The organism is Micromonospora sp. NPDC047762 (assembly GCF_043204655.1).
In the GTDB taxonomy this organism is placed as follows: domain Bacteria; phylum Actinomycetota; class Actinomycetes; order Mycobacteriales; family Micromonosporaceae; genus Micromonospora.
Map to the genome: position 1 here is coordinate 409,421 of NZ_JBIDCQ010000006.1, position 25,240 is coordinate 434,660.

The following is a 25,240-nucleotide window of genomic DNA, read 5'->3' on the forward strand; positions in this document are numbered from 1 at the left end:
CACGCCGGGGCCGGCGTGGCGTCCGTCGGTGTCTGTCTCCTCGCGTCCGGGCCACCAGGTCTCGAACTCCGAGGAGCGAGTGGTGACAGTCACCGAGGTAGTCCCGGCCAGCGGCGACGCGACAGTGCGCCGGACGCCGATGCAGGTCCGCAAGCGCGACGGCGGCACCGAACCCGTGGACGTGAACAAGATCGTCCGGGCGGTCGAGCGGTGGGCCGACGACCTGACCGACGTCGACCCGTTGCGGGTGGCCACCCGCACCATCAGCGGCCTCTACGACGGCGCGACCACTGCCGAACTCGACCGGCTGTCCATCCAGACCGCCGCCGAGATGATCGGTGAGGAGCCGCAGTACTCGCGTCTGGCCGCGCGGCTGCTGGCCGGCTACGTCGACAAGGAGGTGCGGCGACAGGGCATCACCTCGTTCAGCGCGGCGATCCGGGTCGGCCACGCCGAGGGCCTGATCGGTGACGACACCGCCGCGTTCGTCGCCACACACGCCGCGACGCTCGACCACGCCATCGACCCGGACGGCGACCGCCGGTTCGAGTATTTCGGCCTGCGCACTGTGTACGACCGCTACCTGTTGCGCCACCCCACCAGCCGACTGGTGCTGGAGACCCCGCAGTACTGGCTGCTGCGGGTGGCCTGCGGCCTGTCCCGGACGGCGGACGAGGCGGTCGACTTCTACCGGCTGATGTCCAGCCTGGCCTACCTGCCCAGCTCACCGACCTTGTTCAACTCCGGCACCCGGCACACCCAGATGTCCTCCTGCTACCTGGTCGACTCCCCGCTCGACGAGCTGGACTCGATCTACGCCCGGTACGCCCAGGTCGCCAACCTGTCCAAGTTCGCCGGGGGCATCGGCATCGCGTACTCCCGGGTCCGCTCCCGGGGCGCGCTGATCCGGGGCACGAACGGGCAGTCCAACGGGATCGTGCCGTGGCTGCGCACGCTGGACGCGAGCGTCGCCGCGGTCAACCAGGGTGGCCGACGCAAGGGCGCTGCCTGCGTCTACCTGGAGCCGTGGCACCCGGACATCGAGGAGTTCCTGCAACTGCGGGACAACACCGGCGAGGACGCCCGCCGTACCCACAACCTGAACCTGGCCAACTGGGTGCCGGACGAGTTCATGCGCCGGGTCGAGGCCGACGAGCTGTGGTCGCTGTTCGACCCGCACGAGGTGCCCGAGCTGCCCGACCTGTGGGGGGAGCGGTTCGACACCGCGTACCGGCAGGCCGAGGCGCAGGGCCGCTACGTGCGGCAGGTCCCGGCCCGGGAGCTGTACGGGAAGATGATGCGGACCCTCGCCCAGACCGGCAACGGCTGGATGACCTTCAAGGACGCGTCGAACCGGCTCTGCAACCAGACCGCCGAGCCGGGCAACGTGGTGCACCTGTCCAACCTCTGCACCGAGATCGTCGAGGTGTCCAGTGACGCCGAGACCGCCGTGTGCAACCTCGGCTCGGTGAACCTCGCCGCCCACCTCACCGCCGACGGCATCGACTGGGAGCGGCTGCGCGCCACGGTGCGGACCGCGGTGACCTTCCTCGACCGGGTCATCGACATCAACTACTACCCGACCGCGCAGGCGGCGGCGAGCAACCCCCGCTGGCGGCCCGTCGGGCTCGGGCTGATGGGCCTGCAGGACGCCTTCTTCGCGCTGCGGCTGCCGTTCGACTCGCCGGCCGCCCGCGAGCTGTCCACCCGGATCAGCGAGGAGCTGTACCTGACCGCGCTGGAGACCTCCGCCGACCTGGCGCGCGACTTCGGCGCGCATCCGTCGTACCCGCAGACCCGGGCCGCGCGGGGCCAGCTCCAGCCCGACCTGTGGGGTGTCGAGGGTACGCAGACCGCGCGGTGGGACGCGCTGCGCGAGCGGGTCGAGGCGTACGGGCTGCGCAACTCGCTGCTGGTGGCGGTCGCGCCGACCGCCACCATCGCCTCGATCGCCGGGTGCTACGAGTGCATCGAGCCGCAGGTGTCCAACCTGTTCAAGCGCGAGACCCTGTCGGGGGAGTTCCTCCAGGTCAACACCGCTCTGGTACGCGAGCTGAAGGCCCGCGGTCTGTGGACCGAGCGGATCCGTTCGGCGATCAAGCGGGCGGAGGGGTCGGTGCAGGACATCGCCGAGTTGCCGGTCGGCGTACGGGAACTGTTCCGCACGGCATGGGAGCTGCCGCAGCGGGCGCTGATCGACCTGGCCGCCGCCCGTGCCCCGTTCATCGACCAGTCCCAGTCGCTGAACCTGTTCCTGGCGGCACCGACCATCGGCAAGCTCTCCTCGATGTACCTCTACGCGTGGAAGGCCGGGCTGAAGACCACCTACTACCTGCGCTCGCGGCCCGCGACGCGGATCCAGCAGGCCACCGTCAGCGCCGTCGCGCCCGTCGTCGTCGACGCCGACGCGCTGGCCTGCTCGCTGGAGAACCCCGAGTCGTGCGAGGCCTGCCAGTGACTCTTCCCGAGGCCGCCACGACCGACACCAGCACCACCGACACGAGGACCACGCACATGCTGCTCGACCCCGGGATGGACCTCACTCTCCGCCCGATGCGCTACCCGCACTTCTTCGACCGGTTCCGCGACGCGATCCGTAACACCTGGACGGTCGAGGAGGTCGACCTGCACGCCGACCTCGCCGACCTGGACAAGTTGTCTCCGGCCGAACGGCACCTGGTCAGCCGCCTGGTGGCATTCTTCGCCACCGGTGACACGATCGTCGCCAACAACCTGGTGCTCAACCTCTACCAGCACGTCAACAGTCCGGAGGGTCGCCTCTACCTGTCCCGCCAACTGTTCGAGGAGGCCGTGCACGTCCAGTTCTACCTCAACCTGCTCGACACGTACGTGCCCGACGAGACGGAGCGTTTCGAGGCCTTCGCGGCCATCGAGAACATCCCCTCGATCCGGCGTAAGGCCGAGTTCTGCTTCCGGTGGATCGACTCTCTCAGCGACCTGCGGGAGCTGCGGTCCCGCGAGGACCGGCGCACGTTCCTGCTCAACCTCATCTGCTTCGCCGCCTGCATCGAGGGGTTGTTCTTCTACGGCGCGTTCGCCTACGTCTACTTCCTGCGTTCCCGTGGCCTGCTGCACGGCCTCGCCTCGGGCACCAACTGGGTGTTCCGCGACGAGTCCATGCACATGGCGTTCGCGTTCGACGTCGTCGACACCGTTCGCGCCGAGGAGCCGGACCTGTTCGACGACGACCTCGCCGACCAGGTTCGCCGGATGCTCACCGAGGCGGTCGAGTGTGAGGTGCAGTTCGCCGAGGACCTGGTGGGCCACGGCGTGCCCGGTCTGACCTTGGCCGACATGCGGGAGTACCTCCAGCACGTCGCCGACCGCCGCCTCGCCCAGCTCGGCATCGCGCCGCACTACGGGTCGAGCAACCCGTTCGGCTTCATGGAGTTGCAGGACGTGCAGGAGCTGTCCAACTTCTTCGAGCGGCGGGTGTCGGCGTACCAGGTCGGGGTGACCGGCACCGTCGCCTTCGACGACGACTTCTAAGGACCTCGGTCCCTGCGCTTCCGTTGATCAGGTGATGAAAAGTAGCTTGGAGGCGACCTCGACAGCTACTTCTCATCACCTGATCAAGGAAGTGGCCCGTTCAGCTGTGAACCTGTGAGTAAGTCAGGCAAGCAAGCCGAGACGGGGGTGGTCGCCTGCCCGGAAAGGAACGTGCTGATGGTCGACATCACCGTGCGGCCCATGACCGACGCCGACGCCGACCGGGTCCTGGCGATCTACCAGGCCGGCCTGGACACCGGTGACGCCAGTTTCGAGGTCACCGCGCCGGGCTGGGCGGCGTTCAGCGCCGCCCGGCTGAGCGGGCACCGCTTCGTGGCCGTCGACCCGGGTGGAACGGCGCTTGGCTGGGTCGCCGTCTCGCCGACCTCGACCCGCGCGGTGTACGCCGGTGTGGTGGAGCACTCCGTGTACGTCGACCCGGCCGCCCAGGGCCGTGGCATCGCCCGACTGCTGCTGGACGCGTTGATCACCTCCACCGAGGCCGACGGCGTCTGGACGATCCAGTCCGGGGTCTTTCCGGAGAACACCGCCAGCCTGGCGCTGCACCAGCGGGTCGGATTCCGGGTCATCGGCGTCCGGGAGCGGGTCGGTCGCCACCACGGACGCTGGCGCGACGTCATTCTGTTGGAACGGCGCAGCCCCACCATCGCCTGAGAAGTCCGCCGGTCGGCGGCGGCCGTCACCGTCGGGTGGCGCAGGCCACGCACGTACGTGCTGACGGGCGGGCAACCAGCCGTGCGGCGGGAATCGGGCGGCCACAGCCCTCGCACACGCCGTAGCTGCCGTCGTCGACCCGTCGCAGCGCGACGTCCAGCTCGGCCAGGCGTCGGCGGGTGGCGTCCAGGACGGCCGTGAGCTGCGCGCGTTCGAAGGCGATCGTGCTGCCCTCGGGGTCGTGCTCGTCATCGGCGTTGGACGAGCGGGACGCCTCGAAGAGGCTCCGGAGGTCGCCGTCCAGGGCGGTGGCCTGGGCCTCGGTCTGCTCGCGCAGTCGCAGCAGCTCCTCGCGGACCGCGCTGGAATCCCTGTTCATGGCCGCTCCACAGTACCTGAGGGATGACAGCGGTCACATCACTGGCATTCCGAGACGACCGGTCATATCGTGGTGTCTGTCAGCCAGTCGGACCCCTGGGCGGAAGGAGTGCACGAGATGCCACGACCGAAGTCGCCCACCTCCGCCGGAACCCGGCAACGGTTGTCCGACGCCGCGTTGGACCTGTTCCACCTGCGGGGCTACAACGGGACGAGCGTCCAGGACATCGTCGCCGCGGCCGGGGCGCCCAAGGGCACCTTCTACAACCACTTCGCCAGCAAGGAGGACCTCGCCCTGGACTCGGTGGCGAGATACTCCGCGGCGATGGGGCTGGAGATGCTCGACGAGAAGCAGGGCGGGACACCGCTTGAGCGGATCACCGATCATCTGAGATACGTCACCGGCCTCGGCGACACCATGGGTGATCGCGGATGTCTGCTGGGCAACTTCGCCACCGAGATCCCGGCGCACAGCGATGCCCTGCGCAACGCCGTCGACGCCGGCTTCGGCCGCTGGGTCGCCGCGCTCGCCATGGCGATCGAGCAGGCGCGGGCTGCCGGTGAACTGCACGGCGACGAACCTGCCACCGATCTCGCCGGCTTCGTCGTCTCCAGCTACGAGGGCGCGGCAGCCCGGGCGAAGGCATCCGGTGACCTGGCCGCCCTCCAGGAGTTCTTCACGATCACCACGGCCCGGATCCTCACCTGATCCGCGTCCGATCCCGTCGGTAACAGTCCGGGTCTTTCCATCCGGCGCGGCGTGTACCCAATCCAAGACGACCGGTCGTACGCCTTCGGCCGGGAGCAGCACCTGAATTGAGGAGTGAGACATGAGCACGTACCTGATCAATCACCTGCGTATCCCGGGCGGAGTGCCGACCGAGGAGTCCCTGCGTTACCTGGAGCAGGTGCAGGCCACCACCGAGGCGTACGGCGCCAAGTGGCTCGTCCTCGATGCCCAGGTGGAGGTCCTTGAGGGCAGTTGGCCCGGGTCGGTCGTGCTGATCGAGTTCCCCGACGCGGAGACCGCCAGGACCTGGTACAACTCGCCCGAGTACCAGGCGATCCTGGCGCTACGCGTCGACCACACCATCAACGACCTGGTCCTGGTGGACTCCGTCGGCCCGGACTTCACGGTGGCCGGCTACGCGCGTCAGATCCGCACCCTGCTCGGCCAGTGACCAGTTCTCGCTGACCTGCCGTACGCCGATCCCCGCGCACCGCACGTCGTGCGCGGGGATCGGCTACATGAAGTTGCGGGTGTGCAGGGCGGAGAGCGCCGCCGCCTCGTCGGGCCGGAAACCCAGGCGGACCAGCCGGCGCTGACGGCCCTGGTCCATGGCGTGTTGCAGGGCCCGCACCCGGTCGAAGCCGGCCGACACGTCGTCCGGGTGCCACCCACCCGCCGCGAGCACCACCAACGCGTCGAAGACGTCAGCGTTGAGGCCCGCCGTGTCGACGAGCGCGTCGTGACGGCGGTGGATGGCCGCCCGCAGCCGATCTCGCAGCAGTGGATCCGACTGCGCCTGATGCTCCAGGTGTGCCATGCCGAACACCACGTGCCGGCGTTCGTCCTGCATGGCGAGCCAACAGATCCGGCGTGTCACCGGGTCCGGGGCGAACTCGTGCAGGAAGGACAGCAGATCGACGAAGCTGCCCTCGCCGAGCACGGAGAGCAGGAACGACGCCAGCGCGAAGTCCGACTCCGCGACGAGGGTGAACAGCGACTGCCGACCGCCGGCGGACGACGTGCCCAGCTCGGTGCCCCGCAGCAGTGCCCGCCGGCTGAAGACCTCCATGTGCCGGGCCTCGTCGGCCACCTGCACGGCGAGAAGCTGCACGACCTCCCGGAAGTGCGGGTGGATGCGCCCCACGAACCGGGCCGGCACGACCAGCGCTGCCTGCTCGTTCTCGACCAGGTACGTCATCACCTGCACCACCGCGGCCTCGACGTCGGCCGGCAACACGAACGGGTCGTCCCACGGCACCGCGGTCTGCGGGTCCCACTGTCGCGCGGCGGCCTGCGCGTACAGGTGGGGGGCGATGTCGGCCCAGACCAGGTCGCGGTCGTCCAGATCGAACCGGGCTTCGGGACCACCGGCCTCCAGGAGCGCGCCACGGGCACCGAGCCCCCATCGTGCGGGTGGCCGGCTACTGAGCGCCGACGGCAGGGCCGGCCCGGCCCGCTCCGCGCCGAACCAGCGGTCGTCGTCCACCGACCCCCGGATGACGACGGCGACCAGGTCGCTCCGGTCACCCCGATCCGGCCACTCGACCCCGTGGCCCCGGCCACGACACCAGGCGGGCAGGTGTACGCGCAGCGCCGGGTCGCGACCGGAGACCGCCAACCGGCCGCCCGGCGGCAACCCGGCCAGGGCGCGCTGCACCAGCAGGTGTGCGCCCCGGCCGAAACCCAGCACACCCAGGTCGAGCGCGGCGACAGGCGTCGCGCTCACGGCCGGTAGTCCGTGGCCGTCACCCGCCCGTCGGGGGAGTAGAAACCGCTGGTGTCGACGGCGTCGGCGAGGACGTCGTACCCCGTGGTGCGGCCCTCCCGCCAGGCCGTCAACCCCTCCAGGTCCAGCAGCGGCCGCACCTGCGGATCGGCGTACGACATGCCGAGCAGGAGCGTGCCGAAGAGCCGGACCCCGTCGGACTCCGGTGCGCGGACCGTCATGTTGCAGTGGTCGTAGCGTGCGGTCTGCGCCACGATCCGGGTGCCCTCGGGCGGTAACGTGCCCTCCTGGACGAACGCCAGATGGTTGGCGTCGATCATGCAGGCGGCGTCGACCTCCCCGGCCACCAGGGCGCGGGCGGCGTCGCGCTCACCGCCGATGTGGTCGCCGTGCAGGCCGACACCCACGTCGAAGCGGCGTACGTCGACAGTGACCCCGCGCGCGGCGAGGTGATCCAACGGGATCAGCGTCGCCTGTGGACTGTCGACCGCCCCGACGGCGACCACCCGTCCGGCGAGGTCCGCGAGTTGGCGCACCGGCGAGTCCGCGCGGACCACCACGACCGAGGTGAGGTCCTGGTCGGTGTCGCGCATGGTGAGCGCGCGTACGGCAGTGCCGTTGGCTGACGCCAGCCGCTCGGCCCGCAGGTAGGCCAGGGGAGAGTTCCAGGCCGCGTCGATCCGCCCGGCAATGAGATCCTCGACCTGGCGCTCATAGTGGGAGTAGAGGACGAAGTCGAAGTCCAGGCCCCGCCCGCGCAGCCAGGTGCGGAAGCCCTCCCAGATGGTCACCACCTTCGGGTCATACGCGACAGCGCCCAGCAGGACGGTTGGCGCGGGCATCAGCGGTTGGCCTCGTCGAGCAGTGGCAGCCCGGTGGCGACCCGACCGACGAAATCGTGCAGCGCGTCGGTGGTCGGTGCCATCACCCGGGCCGCGCGGGCGTCCCGGAAACGGCGCTCGAGGCCCAACTCCTTGCGGAAGGCGCTGCCGCCGCAGAGCTGCAACGCGCCGTCGGTCACGTCGGCGACGGTCTCACCGGCGAGCGCCTTGACCTGGAGCACCCGCAGCATCGCGTCGTCGCGGCCGGTCTCCAGGGCGGTGAGCGTGTCACCCAGGAAGGCCCGCAGCGCGTCGGTGCGGATCATCAGCCGGGCGAGGTCGCGTCGGGTGACGGGCGCGTCGCGCAGGGCGGCGCCGGTGTGCGCGAGCGTGGTCCTGGTGAGATGTCGGCCGGCCTCGGCCACCGCGCTGTCGGCGAGACCGAGACAGAAGGCGGCGTTGAGCACCAGGAACCAGGGCAGGACCGCGCCGAGCGCGGTGTCGAGCCCGGCACCGTCGGCCGCCATCCTCGCCGTCGACGGAACCCGCAACCCGTCGGCGGTCATCGGGCGGGAGCCGTTGCCCCGCAGGCCCAGCCCGTCGAAGTCGCCTGCCACGCTGAGGCCGGCGCTGTCGGAAGGCACCAGCCACAGCGTCATCGGGCCGGCGTCGGGGGTCAGCGGAAGGCTCGACCAGACGTAGCTGTTGGCCTCGCCAGCCGCGGTGACCCAGCTCTTCCGGGCGTCGAGGCGGACCGTGTCACCGTCGGCCGCGGTAGCGGTGCCGGTCGGCGACCAGAAGTGGCTGCGCGAGCCGTACTCGGAGAACGCCAGCGTGGTGAGGTGATCGCCGGCGGCGATGGCCGCGCGGACGTCTCGTGGACCGTGCGCCTCGATGACGGCGGTCGCCGCGTAGTGCATGAGCACCACCATCGCGGTGGATCCGCACTCGGCGGCCAGCCGTTCGATCACCTCGGCGACCGCCCGCATGCCGTGGCCCGCGCCGCCGACCTCGGGCGAGGAGGCCAGGCCGAGGAGGCCGGCCGCGGCGAGAGCATCGACACCCGGACGGGGGAAAGCCCCGTCCCGATCGACGATCGGCGCCTGCGTGCGAATCACGTCCTCGATCACCGTGCCGAGCGTGTCCGTGGAATCGGTGGCGGTCTGGGCATTGTCGACGCTGGCCGTCATGCCGGTACTCCTTCAGGAGGGCCGATGGGACCTCCGCCGACCCTATCCGAACGCGAGAACGCAGCGCGACCGTCGAATCACCGTCTGGCGCGGGCGTTGTCCCGGTGGGATCGGCCGTGCCCGTCGTCGCGGTCGATGCGCAACTCGCGTTCCAACTCGGTGATGACCGCCCGCAGATCGTCCAGTCGTTGGGTGAGCGCGATCCGGTCCACCTCGTCCGGTACGCCGTCGCCGTCCTCGTCGTATCCGGGGGCCAGTCGCTCGGTCATCTCCAGCCGGCGGGCCTCCTCCATGGAGTTCACGATGACCGCGATGAGGATGTTGAGCAGCAGGTTGACGGTGATGACCACGTAGCTGACGTAGTAGAGCAGTGTCCACGGTGAGATCGCCATGCCCTGCTCGATGAGGTCCGGCAGCGTCTCCAGAGACAACAGCACGAACAACGTCAGCAGTGACCGGCCGATGTCGCCGTACTCCTGCGGATACCTGTTGCCGAAGATGAGCCAGCCGGCCATCCCGTAGACGTAGAGCGTCACCACGGCCAGGGCGAAGAACCCGGTGACGCCCGGCAGGCTGCGCCACAGCGCGGAGACGATGGTCCGCAGACCTGGCGAGAACCGCACCAGGCGGACCATGCGGACGACCCGGACGACCCGTAGCAGCGCCGGGTCGCCGTGCAGGCCCGGAATGAAGATCGCCGCGATCACCACGAAGTCGAAGACGTTCCAGCCGTGCCGGAAGAAGTCCTGCGGGCGTCTGCCGTACGCCGCCAACCGGATGGCGATCTCGACGACGAAGACGGCTCGGAAGAACAGCTCCAGCCCGTGCAGCACGGTGCCCGCCGGGCTCAGGTCGTCGTACGTCTCCAGGCCGAGCACGATGCCGTTGGCGAGGATGACCACGACGATGGCGATCTCGAAGGGGCGGGACCGGGCGAGCTGGTCGCACCGGTCGGCCCATCCCGAGCGCGGGCCCGGTGTGGACGGCCCACCCCGGGGGGCGGGCACGGGTGCGTCACTCACCAGTCGGCCGGCTCGATCGTGTGGCGGTGCGAATGGTGTGCGGGCATGCCCACCAGCCTAGCCAAGATCAAGACGGTGGAGGTCGCGCGACCGCTCAGGAGTGGGGCGTCCGCTCTGTCGTCACGGGCGCGGCGAAGAAGGCGGCGAGTGGTTCGACTGTTCTCGGGTGCGCCCGGTTGATGGCGTCGTGCCCGCTGCGCGGGATGGTCAGGGTCCGGGCGTGCGGCAGCGCGCGGGCCAGCGCCTCGTTCTGGTGCACGTAGTAGGGCGGGCCGTCGGCCCCGCAGGCCAGCAGCACCTCGGCGCGCACCCCGGCCCACCGGGTGGCCGGGCCGTCGTGCGCCAGGATCAGCGCCGCCTCGTCCAGCGTCGTCGGCAGCAGCTCGCCCATGGTCCGGCCGATCGGCGTACGCAGGAACGCGCGGATGATCGCGGTCCGAATGCCGAGTGGGAGTTTCGCCGCCGCCATCTGCGAGTTGATCCCGGCGGTCGTGATGGCGAGGCTGCGGGCGGTGTCGCCGGCCCGTGCCGCCGCCCGGGCCGGCGCGAGCCAGCCCGACGGGAAGCTGCCGTCGATCGAGACGGCGGCGTCGTAGAGGGCGAGCCGGTCGATCGGCAGTCGGAGCGCGGCTTCGAGCGCCAGGAAACCGCCGCCGCTGTGGCCGATGACGTTGCCGGACCCGGTGTGCTCCAGCACGGCGGCGAGGTCGTCGACCTCCTGATCTGCGGTGTAGGGCATCGCCCTCGGTGGCGCGTCGGCCCGTCCCCGTCGGTTGTAGAGGTGAACGCTGAACCGGTCGGCGAGTGCCGCGGCCAGCCGCCGGTAGACGTCGATCGTCACGCCGCCGCCGTGCACCACGACGATCCCCGGCCCCGTCCCGGTTGAGTGCAGCACGATCGTCGCGCCGTCCCGTGCTGTGACCTGCTCCATGTCTGGTCCACCTTCTCCCGCCGACAAACAACTGCAAACGAAGTTCGCAGTTTACAGTAGGTCAGTGAGCGACGCACCCGCGAGTACCGGCGACGGCGGCCCCGAGCCACAGTCGATCTGGAGCAGACCCGAACGCGGCAGCCGTGGCCCCGCCCCGGCACACAGTCGGGACGCCATCGTGGAGGCCGCCCTCGCCCTGGCCGACGCCGAAGGGCTGGCGGCGGTGTCGATGCGCGCGGTGGCCGCCTCGCTCGGCACCGGTGCCGGGTCCCTCTACCGCTACCTGTCGTCCCGCGACGACCTGTTGGACCTGATGACCGATCGGGCGGTGGGGGAGCTGCGCCCGTACCCGCAGGTGGAAGGCGACTGGCTGAAAACGATGGTGCTGCTGGGGCGACGGCAGTTGGCGCTGTTCGGTGCCCACCCGTGGTTGCCCGACGTGATCCATCGGCCCTCGGGCGCCGGCCCGGAGAGCCTGGCCTGGTTCGACAACTGCATAAGGGTCCTGGAGCCGGTGCGCTGCCCGGTGACCGCCAAGTTCGAGGCCATCGCGATGATGACAGGCGTGGTGAGCCTCTTCGCCCGCCGCGAATCCGCGGCTGGGACGTTCAGCTTCGCCGGGATGGACCTCACGACGTACCCGCACCTCGTCGCGGCGTTCAGCCAGCCCGCCGGACCACCGCCCCGGGCGGACCTCGTCGAGCGGACCCTGCGCGGTCTGCTCACCGGCCTGCTGGTCGTGGAGTCGACCGAGTCGGGCTGAGCGGTTCGGCGTACGGGCGGTGTCAGTCGTTCGTCCGCCACCGCGACGCCCGCTGGTCTAGGTTCTCGACGGTGAGCGGGACCAGCCGCGAAGAGGTGCGCGATGTCCGACCCTGATCTTGCCGACCTGCGCCGTCCTGGCCGAGCTCACCGAGGAGCAGGACAAGGCGGAGTAGTCGGCCGGGGCGGGGTGGCGGTCGGCGTCACGTCGTGGTGGTGAGGTATCGGCGGTAGCCGAGGGCGGACTGCGCGAACCCGAGGGACGCGTAGAACCGGTGGGCGTCGGTACGCGCGGCGTTCGACACCAGTTGGACCTTGTAGCAGCCGGCCGCCGTCGCCTCGTCGAGCGCCGCCAGCATGAGGGCCCGGGCGACTCCACGACGACGCCAGTCGGACGTGACCACCACGTTCTCCACCACCATGTACGGTCGCGCCCCGTGGGTGAGGTTGGGGACGACGACGGTGTCCAGCGTGCCCACGAAGGTGTCCCCGGCAACTGCCAGCAGGAGGCGGCGGCCAGCTTGGGCGTGCAGGTCACGCCAGGCGGTGGCGAGCCGGTCGGCGTGCGGCCGTGCGTCGTCCGGAGCGAGCTGCCACAGCACGTCGAAGACCAGCTCGGGGTCGTCCTGCGCCACGGCGGCGCGGATGACGACGTCGCCGCTCACCGAGTCGACGCCAGACTGTCCAGATCGGACGGCGCGGAATGCCGACGTCGTTGCCCCGCGTACCGGGAGAGCCGGCTGTCGATGTGCCTCACCATGGCGCCGAGGATACGGTCACCGGGTGGCGGGCGACGGCGACCTGCCACCGCCGCCCGCTTCGGCGATGACCCCGGTCAGGCCCGCGCCGCCCGGACGGCGTCGCGCAGTGGGGTGCTCGGTCGGCCGATCAGCCGGCTCAGGTCGTCGCTGTCGGTCGCCAGCTCGCCGTCGGCGATGGACTGGTCGAGCGCGGCGACGAAACCGGCGGTGCCCGCGTCCAGGCCGACGTTCTCCAGGGCCGAGGCCAGCTCGGCGGCGGACATGTCCTGGTGAACGACAGTGGTGCCGGTCACCTCGGTGACGGCTTCGGCCAGCTCGTCGAAGGTGAACGCCGTACCGCCCAGTTCGTACACGGCGTTGCCGTCCTCATCCCGGGTCAGCGCGGCCACGGCCGCCCCCGCGTAGTCGGCCCGGGTCGCGGCGGAGATCTTGCTGCCGCCGGTGGCGCCGAGGATCGTGCCGGACCCCAGGTACTGCGGTAGCTGGTCGGTGTAGTTCTCGGTGTACCAACTGTTGCGCAGCACGGTGTAGGCCAGGCCGGACGCGGCGAGCACCTCCTCGGTGGCCTTGTGCTCAGGGGCGAGTGGGTTCGCGGTGGTGTCGGCCCTCAGGATGCTCGTGTAGACGAGACGCTCGACGCCCGCGAGCTTGGCGGCGTCGATGACCGCGGTGTGCTGCGCGACGCGCTGACCGGGAGTGTCGCCGGAGATGAGCAGCAGGCGGCGTACGCCGGCCACGGCTCCGGGCAGCGTCGACGGGTCGTCGTAGTTGGCCTTGCGGATCTCGACGCCGCGCGTGGCCAGGTCGGCGGCCTTCTCCGGGCTGCGGACGATGGCGGCGATGTCGGTGGCGGGTACCCCGTTGTCGAGCAGTTGCCCGATCACCAGGCGGCCCAGCCGGCCGGTGGCGCCGGTGACGGCATAGGTGGGCATGGGAACCTCCGGAGGTAGTGACAGATCAGCAGGCACTTACGAACCTACAGCACTAACCGACGGGCAGCGTGGGTTAGGCTGGTGAGGTGAGCGACATGCCGGCCCGGGACCCGGCGGGGCCTACCCAGGAATTCGTCAGCGATGTCTTCGCCCGGGGTTGCACCTCCCGCGCGGCCTTCGAGGACGTCACCTCGAAGTGGGCCTCGCTGGCCCTGTTGGCGCTCGGAGAGGGCCGCTACCGCTTCAACGCTCTGCGTCGGCGCATCGACGGGGTCAGCGAGCGGATGCTCTCCCAGACCCTGCAGACCCTCGAACGCGACGGGATGCTCACCCGCGAGGTGCTCACCGCGATCCCACCCCGCGTCGAATACTCCCTGACCCCCCTCGGTGCCCGGGTCGCCGAGCAACTGCGTGGCCTCGCCGATCTGCTGGAGGCCTCGGTGCCCGAGTTGCAGACCGCCCGCGACAGCCACGAGCGCGACCGGGGCTAGTACGACAGCCGCCGTTTGGGATCATGGCTGAGGTTCGAGGTTGAGCCGGGGTGTGTAGTGGGCTCGGGCTTGATGCTGGCGTCGCCCAACCTGACCAGTGCAAACGGAGGGCGAGGTCGCTGATCGGGCGGATGAGGCAGATGTTGATCAGGCGGCGGACCTCGTTGACCGTGAGCTTGATCAGTGCGGTGTCGGCCAGGTCCTGGTCGGCGGCGTCGCGGTATTCACCGGGAACCGCGGCGCAGATCGGCCACCTCGTCTGACGGCGTGAAGCCGGCCGAGGCGTAGGTAGCTACGGCGCCGACGTTGGAACTCTGCACGCACACACTCGCGCTGGAGGAACCCATGTCGCGAAGGGCCGCAGCGGCGGCGAGCGTGATCGCCGTGCCGTAACCATGGCCTCGGTGACTGCGGTGGACGCCCATCGGTTCCAGCAGTCCTGGTCGCCCCGGGCCGGCTGACCATACAGCCGCGACTGCCACGGCGTCGTCGTTCTGATCGAATGCGGCGAGGCAGCGTGCGTCGGCGTAGAACGGGCCACCGGCCATGGTGAGCCAACGCCCGACCGTGCGGCGCCGGTCGGCATCACTGAAGGGTGAGCCGCGGAACGCGGACCAGTGGACGGCGACCCACACCTCGGCGCGATCGGGTTCGATCGTCTCGATGCGCAGACCGCAGTCCTTCACCGGGTCCGAGAGACCGCGGTGGAACGTTGTCCACGGCTCATCCCGCTCCCAACCCCGCTTCAGCAGCAACTGGGTGAGAGGCTCCGCACCTCGGGCTTCGACGGTCGCACCGTCGGGATCCAGGACACGCCCTGGGGCGTCCAGATCAACGGCGAGCTGGCGGGCCAGTGCCTCGTCATCACGCCAGTCGGGAGCGACGGCCATGCGCACCAGGTCGGGGCCGTCCAGCAGCCCGAGCGCGAGAACCTCCCCGTCGCGCAACCACATCCGGATGGCGGCCGCCGTAGCCTCGGCACCACGTGACGAGTGCCAGCCGAGATCGCCGGGATGCAGATGCAGCGGTCCCCCGTCGTACTGCCACCGCTTGAGCGCGTCCACCGCTGGTGACAGCTCATCAACGCTGGGGGTGCTCAGAATGATGCTCATGGTGCACCCAAACCCAAAGAGCGGCCTGGCACCATCGATTTTCGAAGCAGCCGGTGCTCGTCACGGTCGCGGAATGTCTGTATCCAGGTCGTCCCCAGGCAGTCGGAAGCCAATCCGGAACGACGAAGAACAACCACTGGTGACGAGGTTAAGGCGGCGTGTGTAGTGGGATCGTCGGGCTTGGGCTTGATGCCGGCGCCGCCACAGTGACCAGTGCAAACGGTGGGCGAGGTCGCTGATCGGGCGGATGATGCAGGTATTGATCAGGCGGCGGACTTCATTGACCGTCAGCTTGATCAGTCCGGTGTCGGCAGGGTGGTGGCGGGCCGCGTCGGCGGCGCAGATCGCCAGGACGGCGAGGGCGGCCAGGGCGAGGGTGGTGAAGCGGTGCCAGGAGTCCCAGCGGCGGACCTGGTGCTGGTCCAGGCCGACCTGGCTCTTGGCGGCCTGGAAGGCTTCTTCGACGGTCCAGCGGATGCCAGCGACCCGCACGAGTTGGGCGAGGGTAGCTGGGCGTGGCGTCCAGCAACGGTAGAAAGCCAGCTCACCAGTGGTGGTGTTCTTTCTGATCAAGAGGCTGTGTCGGCCGTCGTCGTCGGGGTCGGCGTCGGTGCAGCAGTCCCAGACGTCGTCGAGCCAGGCCCAGTGGTAGAAGCGCGGTCCCTTGGATCCGGCGCCGGCCGATCGGCGTTGCCATGCCGTGGCGGGTAGGTCAGCGGCCACCTGGTCGGCGCGGACGCGGGTCTTGCCGCCGTCGAGCGGGACCAGGTGGCTGCGGGACACCGCCAAGACGTAGCCGATCTCGTGCTCGCGCAGGCCAGCGCGGAAGACACTGCTGTTGCCGTAAGCCTCGTCCGCGGCGGCCCAGCCGGCCGGCACTCCGGCGTCCAGGGCGGCGGTAATCATCTCGGCGGCCAGTTCGGGTTTGGTGGCGAACCCGACCTCGTCGGGCACCCCGGCGGCCTGGCAGCGGTCCCGGTCGTCGGTCCACGACGCCGGCAGATACACCCGCCGGTCGATCAGGGTATGCCCGTCGACGCCGGCGTAGCCCAGGAACACCCCGACCTGGCTGTTCTCGATCCGGCCCGCGGTGCCGGTGTACTGCCGCTGCACCCCGACCGTGTGCATGCCCTTCTTCAGGTCACCGGTGTCGTCAACGACCAGGACCGCATCCGGACCACCGAACCGGCCGGTGATCAGTTGCCGCAGGTCGTCACGGACAGCGTCGGCGTCCCACACCGCCCGGTACAACAGTCGCTGCATCGCATCCGGCCGGGCATGCCCGGCTTGCTCGGCCAACTGCCAGCACGTCTTGAGCTCAAGATCGGAGAGCAGTCCAGTCACGAACTGTCCCGCCGCACGACGCGGTTCCACCCGCCCGAACTGCCCCGCGAAGCAGCCCAGCACCTCGGCCAGCACCCGCTCCCATTGACCAACCACTACGCTGTGGCACGCGGCCACCGCAAGATCTGAAGTTGTGTCCACAACGCACAGACGATCACGCTGTGGCCGCCTCGCGTCCACCCCATCAGAGCAGCGACATCTCGAACGGCGGCTGCCGTACTAGGACGAACCCGCGCCGGCCTCGCGTCGCGTCGCGTCCGTCCGTGGGCTCTGGCGGATGCGCTGGGTCGCCACGACGCATCCCAGCACCGCCAGCGCCGCCACGATCGAGGCGGGGGAGACCACCTCGCCGAGCAGCAGCGCCGACCATCCCAGGGTCAGCACCGGCTGGGCGAGTTGGACCTGGCCCACCTGCGCTACACCGCCCCGGGCCAGGCCCGCGTACCAGGCGAAGAAGCCCAGGAACATCGAGACCCCGGTGAGATAGCCGAACGCCGACCAGCCGAGAGCGTCGGCCCGGGGCGGACTGACGGCGGCGGCAACGGCCGTGACCGGAACGGTGATGGGCAGCGAGAGCAGCAACGCCCAGCAAATCGTCCGAGCGCCGCCCAACTCGCGGGCGAGCGCGCCGCCCTCGGCGTAGCCAAGGCCGCAGAGCACGACCGCCGCGAGCAGGAACAGGTCGGGCAGGGTGATGGCACCGCGTACCGCGCCACTGGCGCCGAGAAAGGCGAGAACCGCCAGCAGCCCGCCGGCGCTCACGATCCAGAACAGCGGCGGTGGGCGTTCGCCGGCCCGCAGCACCGCGAACACGGCCGTCATCGCGGGCAGCGCGGCGATGACGACCGCGCTGTGTGCCGAGGTCTGGGTGAGAAGCGCCATCGAGGTGAACAGGGGAAAGCCGACGACGACCCCGAGAGCGACGACCGGCAGCCGTCGCCACTGACCGTGGGTGGGCCGCGGTGCGCCGGTGAGACGCAGGTACGCCCATGCCAGCAGCCCCGCGCCGACAGCCCGGCCGAAGGCGACGAACCACGGGTCGAGTTGCTGCACGGCCATGCGGGTGACCGGAAGTGACAGGCTGAAGCCGAGCACGCCCAGGGCGCCGAGACCGAGCCCGGAGAGCCGGTCCGCTGTTACCGTGTTTTCCGCAGTAGCGCTACTCTTGTCCCTCATGGAAAACGGTAACGCAGCCCAACGCGTTATCCAAGATCTGCGGACCCTCGCTGCCGTCGCAGGCCCCGGTGCCCGGCTGCCCTCGGTACGAGAGCTGACCGCCCGACACCAGGCCTCGCCGGTCACCGTCGCCGAGGCCATCCGACAGTTGGCGGCCGAAGGGCTGGTCGAGGCGCGACCCGGCCGAGGCACCTTTGTGGCCACTGCACCGGACGAGCCGGGCGTACCCGACCTGTCCTGGCAGACCGTCGCGCTCGGGCCCCGCCGGTTCGGTCAGGATGAGATGCAGGCGCTGTTGGCGCTGACGCCCGCCGGAACGATCCCGCTGTCCGGTGGCTACCTCGACGCGGACCTACAGCCTGCCGCTGCGCTCGGAGCCGCCCTCACCCGAGCCGCCCGCCAGCCCGCGAGCTGGCAGCGGGGGCCGGTCGAGGGCCGCGCGGACCTGCGCGCGTGGTTCGCCCGCGAGGCCGGGGCGGGGCTGCATGCCGAGGACATGGTGATCTGCCCCGGCGGGCAGGCCGCCCTGTCGTCCGCGTTGCGGGCCCTCACCGCGCCGGGCGACGCCCTGCTCGTCGAGTCGCCGACCTATTTGGGTGCGTTGGCCGCCGCCCGCGCGGCCGGGCTGCGGGTGGTGCCCGTGCCCGCTGACGCCGACGGGGTACGGCCCGACCAACTCGCCGCCGCGTTCGCCCGCACCGACGCCCGGCTCTTCTACTGCCAGCCCCTGTACGCCAACCCCCACGGCGCGACGCTGGCGGAGCACCGCCGGGCGCAGGTCGCCGAGGTCGTCCGCGAGGCCGGGGCGTTCCTGATCGAGGACGACTACGCCCGTGACCTCACCATCGACGATCCGGCTCCGCCACCACTGGCCAGCGATGATCCCGACGGTCACGTCATCTACCTTCGTTCACTGACCAAGTCGACCGCCCCCGGGCTGCGCGTCGCCGCCATCGGAGCCCGCGGCCCGGCCGGAGCGCGACTGCGCGCTGCCCGGCTGCTCGACGACTTCTTCGTCGCCGGACCACTGCAACAGGCGGCGATCGACTTCCTCACCTCTCCGTCGTGGTCGCGGCATCGCCGGGCACTGCGCACAGCCCTCCGGATACGCCGTGACGCGTTGTTGACCGCGCTACGCCGGCATCTGCCAGGCATTGCCCCCCAATCGATCCCACGTGGCGGCATGCACCTCTGGGTGCGCCTCGCCGCCGGCACCGACGAGGCGGCACTGGCCGCTGCCGCGGCGGCCGAGGGGGTCGCCGTCTTCCCGGGCCGACCGTGGTACGCGGCCGACCCCCCGGCCCCGCACCTACGCCTCACCTACGCGGCAGCCGCACCCGAACTCATGGACGAGGCCGTTCGACGCCTCGCCCGCGTCCTCGGTTGACCACCGGTCGCCTGGCTGGTGACGTCCGGTGCGTGGGTTTCAAGCATTCAGCGTCTCGCGCGGCGGCACACCGAAGCTGGCGTGGTATCGCGCGGTGAACCTGCTGTGGCTGGCGAATCCCCACCGACTGGCGATCGCCGAGACCGTCTCCTGGCGCGGGTCGGCGCGTACCAGGTCGTGGTGCGCTCGGACGAGCCGGACCCGACGCAGGTAGGCCATCGGGGTGGTCCCGAGGTGACGGCGGAAGGCGAGTTGAACCGCCCGGAGGGAGACGCCGGCGGCGCTGGCGATGTCGGCCGCGCTGATGTTCCGGTCGGCGTGCTCCTCCAGGAACGTGATCGCCCGTCGCAGCGTGGCGGTGGTGGCGTCGTTCCGGTCCGCTGCGGTCGGTTCGGTGAACGCGGTGTTGGGGAAGATCGCGAGCGCCGCCGCGGCCAGCATCCGGGCGGCGTTGCCGATCACCAGCGGCTGTGCCCCGGCGGCCGGGCTGTTCAACACGACGTCGCGGACGAAGCTGGTGGTGTTGCGCCACTGCCGGGCGAGGGCAGTGCTGGCGGCACCGAGCTCGGTGAACTCGATCCGACCGGGCCGGCGGGCCGGCGCGGTGGTGGCCACCTGCTCCAGCACCGACAGGTCCAGTACGCAGAGCTCCACCTCACCGGGATGCCAGTGCACGGTGCATGGCTCCTGCGGCCTGGTGACGAGGAAAACGTCGCCGGGGCCGAACCGGTGGTCCGATCCGGCGCAGGAGCGGTCGACGCGTGCGGTGCGGGTGCGACCGATGACCAGCCCACCGAGGGTGCTGGCATCGATCTCGAGGTGCCCGGTCTGTCGGGTGGTCGCGATGGCGAAGGGGCCGGTATCGACGCGGTGGTGGGTGAGCCGGTATCCGTTCCTGCTCTGAATGCGCAGTTTCGGGTCGTACGTGTCGGACAGGAATTCCTGGATGGCCGTTGGATCACGGCTGTCGAACTGGTGGGTCTGCACTTGCGATGACGTCATCCGCTGTCTCCGTCGGGTGGAGGTGCCGCCGGGCGCTGGAACGGTTGCCGGCGGCAGGTTCGGGACGTGCCGGGGTGCTCGGCGGTGACCCGGCACGTCGTTGGCCGGCGGTGCGGTGGGATGGAACGTCGCGAGCGGGACGGCAGCGACCGGTTGAGCGTGTCGGATCTGGTCGGACCGTTCACTGATGCTGATACGCAATATCCGTAGATGGGAATGTCACCATACGACAATCACCCACGTGCCGTGTTGCGAATCACGGCGATGTGTCAGCAGCTCGACTTCGTTTTCCGGCTAGCGCGCCACATGGTTCTGCGTCCGCTGTCCTAGCCACCCGCGTGGCAGACAGCGAAATCTTGTTCATGATTCGTCGGAGGATGACCGACCGGCTCACTGCCGGGAGGCCGACCCACGGAGGGGGAAGCGTTGGACGGTACCGATCCTGAACGCGTCGTTCGGCTGGCCGTCGCCGAGGCGCTGGCCCGGGTGGCGGACGAGGACAGCCTGGGCCTGGGCGAGGGGGACGCGCTGGAGAGGCTCGGGCGTGGGCTCCGGGAGGTCCTGCGGCGCGCACTCGACGACCGGGTGCCGTTGACCACGCCGGAGTTCGTCGACCTCTGCCGGGACCTGGGTCTGCACCGTGACGCCTTCGACCTGCTCGGGCACTACCTGATGACCGCGTTGCTGACCCAGCACGTCGGACCGGACGCCCTGATCCGCGTCGGCGTGCTCTTCGGCACGGTCGGGCGCTACCTGCCCGGCACCCGTCCGGTGGCCCACCGCAACGAAGGTCCCGCGGCACGGCGACGCGACGTGCGCTCGGACAACAGCGTCGTCGGTCGGTACCGGCGAGCCAAGCTGCCGGAGCACCTCCCCAACCCGCCGAGCTGGACCTGCACCGGATGCGGCCGCGAGTGGCCCTGCGCCACCAAGCAGAGCCAACTGCTCGCCGAGTTCGGTGGAGCGCGCGCCTCACTCGCGGTCTATCTCGGCTCCTGCCTCGTCGCCGCCGCTCAGGACCTGCCCACGATGCCGTTGCCCCGGGTCCGGCTCCGTTTCCTGGGCTGGCTGCCGCGCGCCCGGATCTGACCGGGCCGTCGGCGGGGGACCGGTCGGCGAACGCCCTGACCCGGCCCCGCCGGGGCCGGGCCGGACTGGACACCGCGCGATCACGGGGTGACCCGCTGCTGACCGGCCGGCGCCTCGGCCAGGTCGGGGCAGGGTGTTCATCGCGCGCACCCGCTGCGTACGGCGGCTGTTCACCGCCTTCTCCGAGGCTCCTTGATCGAAAGAGCATTCGCTTGATCGAGGAGAGGCTCTCAGGTGAGAGACAAGCATCCCGAAGAGACCGAGCACGCGCAGCTGTCCCGGCGCAAGCTGGTCAAGTACGCGGGCGTCGGCGCGACGCTGGCCGCGGCCAGCCCACTGGTCGGTGCCGGCGCGGCCTGGGCCGCTGAGGACCGCCGGCCGGGTGACGACGACAAGACCGACCGGGGTAATTCCAAGAACCGGGCGTGGCGTGCGGGCGACCACCACATCCACTCCGAGTACAGCGGCGAGTTCGACACCACGAAGTCCCCGATCGTCTTCCACAAGGGCGCGGACGCGGTCTACCCGATCGTCACCAACGCCATCATGGCGAAGAACTTCGGCCTGACCTGGGCGATGTGCACCGACCACGGTGGACCGACCCACTCGAAGGTGAACATCGAGCAGGCGTACCCCGACCTGCTGCGGTCCCGCAAGCTGGTCCCCGAGGTGCTCCAGTTCTGGGGCATGGAGTTCGACGCGCCCTCGCTGGACCACCACACGCTGATGATCCCGCGCCACGAGGACGAGGCGAAGCAGCTCTTCGAGCTGGAGAGCCGGTTCGCCAAGTACGACGCGTTCCCCACCGACCCGGCCCGCGACACCGAGGCCAAGATGGTGGAGTTCCTCAAGGTGGCCCGGGGCATGCCGCACAAGCCGCTGGTGATCGCCCACCACGCGTCCCGTTCGGCGCCCGGTCTCGGCGTCTACGGTCAGGACACCCCGCGCGAGTTCCGCAACGGCAACAACGCCGCGCCGGACGTCTACATCGGCTTCGAGGGCGCGCCTGGTCACCAGGCCGGCCCGCTCAACGGCGGCAAGCGGGGCGGCTACGGCAACCACCCCACCTACGGCGGCTTCGACCAGATGACCGCCCGGGTCGGCGGCCTGTGGGACTCACTGCTCGGCGAGGGCCGGCGCTGGTGGATCACCGCGACCTCGGACTCGCACGTGCACTGGACCCGGGGCGGCTCCGACTTCTGGCCCGGCGAGTACAGCAAGACGTACGTGCACGCCCGCCAGGACTACGGCGACATCATGGACGGCCTGCGCAACGGCCGGATCTGGGTCACCACCGGTGACCTGATCCGCAGCCTCGACGTCACCGCCACGTCCCAGGGCAGGACCGCCGAGGTCGGCGAGACGATCACGGTGAGCCGTCGTAGCCGTACCGATGTCGAGATCGAGATCACCTTCCGCCCGCTGGGTGGGGTGAACGCGAACGGCGACCGGCCCGAGGTCCGCCGGGTCGACCTGATCGTCGGCCAGATCACCGGCCCGAGCGCCAGCCTGGACGCCGACACCAATCCCACCACCACTGTGGCGGCCCGGTTCGGCCCGCGGGACTGGCGTCGGCGGGGCGACAGCTACGTCATCCGGCACACCCTGCGCAATGTCGAGGCGGACACCTACGCACGGGTGCGCGGCACCAGCACCGACGAGGCCGAGCCGCTCGCCGACGGGCTGGAGAGCCCGTGGGACGACCTGTGGTTCTACTCGAACCCGGTCTTCGTGCACGTGCGCTGACCGATGCGGTAGCGACATCGCGGGCCTGTCCGGCACCGCTCGACGGACGACGTCCGGTGGTGCGGGGCAGGCCCGTTGCGCTGCAGTCGCAGGTCAGTCGGGCCTGCTGCGGCGGGCTCGGGGAGTGGCGGTTCGCCCACTCCGCGCCGCCGCGGCACCGCTGCGAGGTGCAGCGGGCGCGGCAGGCTCCGGGTCGGCCTGCACCTGTGTCACCACCTCGCAGAGGTCACGCAGCGGGTCCGCCGCCTGGGCCGAGCAGGCGACCTTCTGGAGCAGTGACCGCAGCGTCGCCGACTCGGCCGGGGTGAGCGCCCCCAGCAGATGCGACTCGACCTGCCGCAGTGCGACCCGCCGCTTCTCCCAGGCGGCACGGCCGGCGTCGGTGACCTCGATGAGCCGGTTGCGCCGGTCGGCCGGGTCCGCGCGCCGGGCGACGAACCCGGGCCGCTCCAGGTCGTCGATCAGGTACGTGAGGACGGTGCGGTCGATGCCGATCTCCTCGGCGATCGCGCCCTGGTTTCGGGCCGGCCCGTTGCTGGCCGCGGTGAGTAGTTGGTAGCCGCGCGGGCCACCGGGGAAGTCGGTGAGCGCGTGCTCGGCCGCCCGGACGTAGCCGCGGAAGACGATGCCGAGCATCCAGCCCAGGTCGTCGTCGAGCGGATCGGGCCGGTCCGGCCGGTGAGAGGCACCCGTCATCCCCCGACAATACCGCAGCGAGGCAGACCTTGTTGGCAGAAGATGTTCTGTCTGGCATAAGGTTATGGCCACGGCGCATCGACCGAGGCGTCGGGGAAATCGGGAGGCTCGCAGATGAGCGACTACGGCCACGACCTGGTCTTCGGCTCCTTCGTCACGCCCAGCGCTGACAATCCGGACCGTACGGTCGGTGTCGCCGTCCTGGCCGAGCAGGTCGGGTTGGACCTGGTCACCTTTCAGGATCACCCGTACCAGCCGGCGTTCCTCGACACCTGGACGTTGCTGAGCTTCGTGGCGGCCCGCACCAGCCGGGTGCACCTGGCGGCGAACGTGACGAACCTGCCGCTGCGCCCGCCGGCGGTGCTCGCCCGCAGCGTGGCCAGCCTGGATCTGCTCAGCGGTGGCCGGGTCGGCCTCGGCCTCGGGGCAGGGGCGTTCTGGGACGCCATCGAGGCGATGGGCGGTCGGCGGCTGACCCCCGGCCAGGGCGTACGGGCGCTGGAGGAGGCCATCGAGGTCGTCCGTCAGCTCTGGGACGTCGAGACGCGCGGCGGAGTGCGGGTCGAGGGCGAGTTCTACCGGGTGGTGGGTGCCAAGCGCGGTCCGGCTCCGGCCCACGCGGTGCCGATCTGGCTGGGCGCGTACAAGCCCCGGATGCTCCAGCTCACCGGTCGTCGGGCCGACGGTTGGCTGCCCTCGCTGGGCTACCTCCAGCCCGGTGATCTGACCAGGGGTAACGCGATCATCGACGACGCCGCGCAGCAGGCTGGCCGGTCCCCGCAGGACGTGCGTCGGTTGCTCAACATCGCCGGGGAGTTCTCGGCCGTCGGGCGCGGCCCGCTGAACGGACCCGCCGAGCAGTGGGCCGAGGAGTTGGCTGAGCTGGCGCTGGAGGAGGGAGTCGGCACCTTCATCCTGGGCAGCGACGACCCCGACGACCTGCGCCGCTTCGCCGGCGAGGTGGCCCCCGCCGTCCGCGAGCTCGTCGCCGCCGAACGTGACAGGGGCGCGGCTCCGGCACGTACGCCGGAACCAGAACCGGAGCCGGAGCCGGTCGCTGCGCCGGCGGTCCGGGCGAGCCGGGCCACCGCGACCGGTGGTGCGTTCGCCGTGGTGCCGACCCCCGACGACGGCGTACGGCGAAGCGAGCGGCAGGTGTGGGACGAGGCGGCCCGGCCGACCGGGCCCGCGCCCGACCCGGAGCGCACCTACACCCCGCAGGAGCAGGCCACCGGCGCGCACCTGGTACAGGTCCACGACGGGCTGCGCGCCGAGCTGACCCAGATTCACGACCTGATCGAGCAGGTGGCGGCCGGCGAGATCGACGCCGGTACGGCCCGGTCCCACATCAACACGATGACCATGCGGCAGAACCGGTGGACCCTCGGCGTCTACTGCGAGTCGTACTGCCGCATCGTCACCACCCACCACACGATCGAGGACCAGTCGCTCTTTCCCAGGTTGCGGGCTCGTGACCCGCGACTCGCCCCGGTGGTCGACCGGCTGGAGCAGGAGCATCACGTCATCCACGACGTGCTGGAGGGTGTCGATCGGGCCCTGGTCGCGTACGTCGGGTCTCCGGACGGGCTCGCCGAGCTGCGGGCCGCGGTGGACCTGCTGACCGACGCCCTCCTGTCGCACCTCAGCTACGAGGAGCGGGAACTGGTCGAGCCGTTGGCGCGTCTGGGTATCGCCTGATCAGCGTGCCGCTACGGCGGCTCGGGGTTGCCCCGATCTAATCTGAGAGACTACTCTCGAA

The 25,240-nt window shown here is 70.6% G+C and carries 23 protein-coding genes and 1 pseudogene; 11 read left to right on the forward strand and 13 right to left on the reverse strand.

The features are described 5' to 3' along the window. The first annotated feature begins 139 nt into the window (after nucleotides 1-139). The 3 genes from ACGF3C_RS21095 to ACGF3C_RS21105 all read left to right on the forward strand — a co-directional run bounded on the left by ACGF3C_RS21095 (nucleotide 140) and on the right by ACGF3C_RS21105 (nucleotide 4,185). Nucleotides 140-2,458, forward strand: coding sequence for a ribonucleoside-diphosphate reductase subunit alpha (locus ACGF3C_RS21095; RefSeq protein WP_393224484.1), 2,319 nt, complete (start codon nucleotides 140-142; stop codon nucleotides 2,456-2,458). Nucleotides 2,459-2,514: 56 nt separating this feature from the next. Then, on the forward strand, nucleotides 2,515-3,510 hold the full coding sequence (locus ACGF3C_RS21100; RefSeq protein ID WP_355010116.1) for a ribonucleotide-diphosphate reductase subunit beta: 996 nt from the start codon (nucleotides 2,515-2,517) through the stop codon (nucleotides 3,508-3,510). A gap of 177 nt (nucleotides 3,511-3,687) precedes the next feature. After that, nucleotides 3,688-4,185, forward strand: a complete 498-nt coding sequence (locus ACGF3C_RS21105) for an N-acetyltransferase family protein (protein ID WP_357229856.1) — start codon at nucleotides 3,688-3,690, stop codon at nucleotides 4,183-4,185. Between the two features lie 25 nt (nucleotides 4,186-4,210). Here ACGF3C_RS21105 and ACGF3C_RS21110 read toward each other — a convergent pair whose 3' ends face one another. Beyond that, a complete protein-coding gene (locus ACGF3C_RS21110) occupies nucleotides 4,211-4,564 on the reverse strand; it encodes a TraR/DksA C4-type zinc finger protein (protein WP_357229854.1) in 354 nt (117 codons plus the stop codon). A gap of 117 nt (nucleotides 4,565-4,681) precedes the next feature. On the opposite strand from ACGF3C_RS21110, the gene ACGF3C_RS21115 reads away from it, so the two are divergent. Both ACGF3C_RS21115 and ACGF3C_RS21120 read left to right on the forward strand, forming a co-directional pair. Next, entirely contained in the window at nucleotides 4,682-5,272 is a 591-nt protein-coding gene (locus ACGF3C_RS21115) for a TetR/AcrR family transcriptional regulator (protein ID WP_357229852.1), read from the forward strand. Nucleotides 5,273-5,393: 121 nt separating this feature from the next. Then, the gene (locus ACGF3C_RS21120) at nucleotides 5,394-5,744 is read left to right on the forward strand and encodes a DUF1330 domain-containing protein (protein WP_357201402.1); all 351 of its coding nucleotides are present in this window, start codon (nucleotides 5,394-5,396) and stop codon (nucleotides 5,742-5,744) included. A 63-nt stretch (nucleotides 5,745-5,807) separates the two neighbouring features. Here the strand turns inward: ACGF3C_RS21120 and ACGF3C_RS21125 are convergent, their stop codons facing one another. From ACGF3C_RS21125 to ACGF3C_RS21145, 5 genes are all read right to left on the reverse strand, one after another. Further along, nucleotides 5,808-7,019, reverse strand: a complete 1,212-nt coding sequence (locus tag ACGF3C_RS21125; RefSeq protein WP_393224374.1) for a ferritin-like domain-containing protein — start codon at nucleotides 7,017-7,019, stop codon at nucleotides 5,808-5,810. Then, nucleotides 7,016-7,861: a phosphate/phosphite/phosphonate ABC transporter substrate-binding protein gene (locus tag ACGF3C_RS21130; protein WP_393224376.1), complete on the reverse strand. Its 846-nt coding sequence runs from the start codon at nucleotides 7,859-7,861 to the stop codon at nucleotides 7,016-7,018. Before ACGF3C_RS21130 ends, ACGF3C_RS21125 begins: the two co-directional genes overlap by 4 nt. Continuing rightward, the gene (locus tag ACGF3C_RS21135) at nucleotides 7,861-9,030 is read right to left on the reverse strand and encodes an acyl-CoA dehydrogenase family protein (RefSeq protein ID WP_393224379.1); all 1,170 of its coding nucleotides are present in this window, start codon (nucleotides 9,028-9,030) and stop codon (nucleotides 7,861-7,863) included. Before ACGF3C_RS21135 ends, ACGF3C_RS21130 begins: the two co-directional genes overlap by 1 nt. A gap of 77 nt (nucleotides 9,031-9,107) precedes the next feature. After that, nucleotides 9,108-10,052, reverse strand: coding sequence for an ion transporter (locus ACGF3C_RS21140; RefSeq protein ID WP_357229844.1), 945 nt, complete (start codon nucleotides 10,050-10,052; stop codon nucleotides 9,108-9,110). Between the two features lie 94 nt (nucleotides 10,053-10,146). Beyond that, complete coding sequence (locus ACGF3C_RS21145) at nucleotides 10,147-10,983, reverse strand: alpha/beta fold hydrolase (RefSeq protein ID WP_393224382.1); 837 nt, start codon at nucleotides 10,981-10,983, stop codon at nucleotides 10,147-10,149. Between the two features lie 64 nt (nucleotides 10,984-11,047). Here ACGF3C_RS21145 and ACGF3C_RS21150 point away from each other — a divergent pair, with 64 nt between their 5' ends. Beyond that, a complete protein-coding gene (locus tag ACGF3C_RS21150; protein ID WP_393224385.1) occupies nucleotides 11,048-11,746 on the forward strand; it encodes a TetR/AcrR family transcriptional regulator in 699 nt (232 codons plus the stop codon). 202 nt (nucleotides 11,747-11,948) lie between these two features. Here the strand turns inward: ACGF3C_RS21150 and ACGF3C_RS21155 are convergent, their stop codons facing one another. Then, complete coding sequence (locus ACGF3C_RS21155) at nucleotides 11,949-12,410, reverse strand: GNAT family N-acetyltransferase (RefSeq protein WP_357224170.1); 462 nt, start codon at nucleotides 12,408-12,410, stop codon at nucleotides 11,949-11,951. A 170-nt stretch (nucleotides 12,411-12,580) separates the two neighbouring features. Then, entirely contained in the window at nucleotides 12,581-13,438 is an 858-nt protein-coding gene (locus tag ACGF3C_RS21160) for an SDR family oxidoreductase (RefSeq protein ID WP_357224172.1), read from the reverse strand. A 95-nt stretch (nucleotides 13,439-13,533) separates the two neighbouring features. On the opposite strand from ACGF3C_RS21160, the gene ACGF3C_RS21165 reads away from it, so the two are divergent. Next, nucleotides 13,534-13,929: a helix-turn-helix domain-containing protein gene (locus tag ACGF3C_RS21165; RefSeq protein WP_357224213.1), complete on the forward strand. Its 396-nt coding sequence runs from the start codon at nucleotides 13,534-13,536 to the stop codon at nucleotides 13,927-13,929. A gap of 224 nt (nucleotides 13,930-14,153) precedes the next feature. On the opposite strand, the gene ACGF3C_RS21170 is transcribed toward ACGF3C_RS21165, so the two are convergent. From ACGF3C_RS21170 to ACGF3C_RS21180, 3 genes and pseudogenes are all read right to left on the reverse strand, one after another. Then, on the reverse strand, nucleotides 14,154-15,041 hold the full coding sequence (locus tag ACGF3C_RS21170; RefSeq protein ID WP_357224174.1) for a GNAT family N-acetyltransferase: 888 nt from the start codon (nucleotides 15,039-15,041) through the stop codon (nucleotides 14,154-14,156). A gap of 321 nt (nucleotides 15,042-15,362) precedes the next feature. Beyond that, nucleotides 15,363-16,445: pseudogene (locus ACGF3C_RS21175) on the reverse strand (IS701 family transposase); the annotation flags it as partial. Between the two features lie 159 nt (nucleotides 16,446-16,604). Then, complete coding sequence (locus tag ACGF3C_RS21180; RefSeq protein ID WP_357224177.1) at nucleotides 16,605-17,561, reverse strand: DMT family transporter; 957 nt, start codon at nucleotides 17,559-17,561, stop codon at nucleotides 16,605-16,607. On the opposite strand from ACGF3C_RS21180, the gene ACGF3C_RS21185 reads away from it, so the two are divergent. After that, entirely contained in the window at nucleotides 17,560-18,948 is a 1,389-nt protein-coding gene (locus ACGF3C_RS21185) for a PLP-dependent aminotransferase family protein (RefSeq protein ID WP_357224180.1), read from the forward strand. The two genes, ACGF3C_RS21180 and ACGF3C_RS21185, sit on opposite strands and share 2 nt — an antisense overlap. A gap of 39 nt (nucleotides 18,949-18,987) precedes the next feature. Here the strand turns inward: ACGF3C_RS21185 and ACGF3C_RS21190 are convergent, their stop codons facing one another. Beyond that, nucleotides 18,988-19,950, reverse strand: coding sequence for an AraC family transcriptional regulator (locus ACGF3C_RS21190; RefSeq protein ID WP_357224184.1), 963 nt, complete (start codon nucleotides 19,948-19,950; stop codon nucleotides 18,988-18,990). Between the two features lie 426 nt (nucleotides 19,951-20,376). Between ACGF3C_RS21190 and ACGF3C_RS21195 the strand changes: the two genes are divergently transcribed. Beyond that, nucleotides 20,377-21,039 (forward strand): hypothetical protein, encoded by a 663-nt coding sequence (locus ACGF3C_RS21195; RefSeq protein ID WP_393224391.1) that lies wholly within the window; start codon nucleotides 20,377-20,379, stop codon nucleotides 21,037-21,039. Nucleotides 21,040-21,273: 234 nt separating this feature from the next. Further along, a complete protein-coding gene (locus ACGF3C_RS21200; RefSeq protein WP_355010023.1) occupies nucleotides 21,274-22,785 on the forward strand; it encodes a phosphoesterase in 1,512 nt (503 codons plus the stop codon). 93 nt (nucleotides 22,786-22,878) lie between these two features. Here ACGF3C_RS21200 and ACGF3C_RS21205 read toward each other — a convergent pair whose 3' ends face one another. After that, complete coding sequence (locus tag ACGF3C_RS21205) at nucleotides 22,879-23,481, reverse strand: MarR family winged helix-turn-helix transcriptional regulator (protein WP_355010022.1); 603 nt, start codon at nucleotides 23,479-23,481, stop codon at nucleotides 22,879-22,881. A gap of 114 nt (nucleotides 23,482-23,595) precedes the next feature. Here ACGF3C_RS21205 and ACGF3C_RS21210 point away from each other — a divergent pair, with 114 nt between their 5' ends. Further along, nucleotides 23,596-25,179: an LLM class flavin-dependent oxidoreductase gene (locus ACGF3C_RS21210; RefSeq protein ID WP_393224395.1), complete on the forward strand. Its 1,584-nt coding sequence runs from the start codon at nucleotides 23,596-23,598 to the stop codon at nucleotides 25,177-25,179. Nucleotides 25,180-25,240 lie beyond the last annotated feature (61 nt).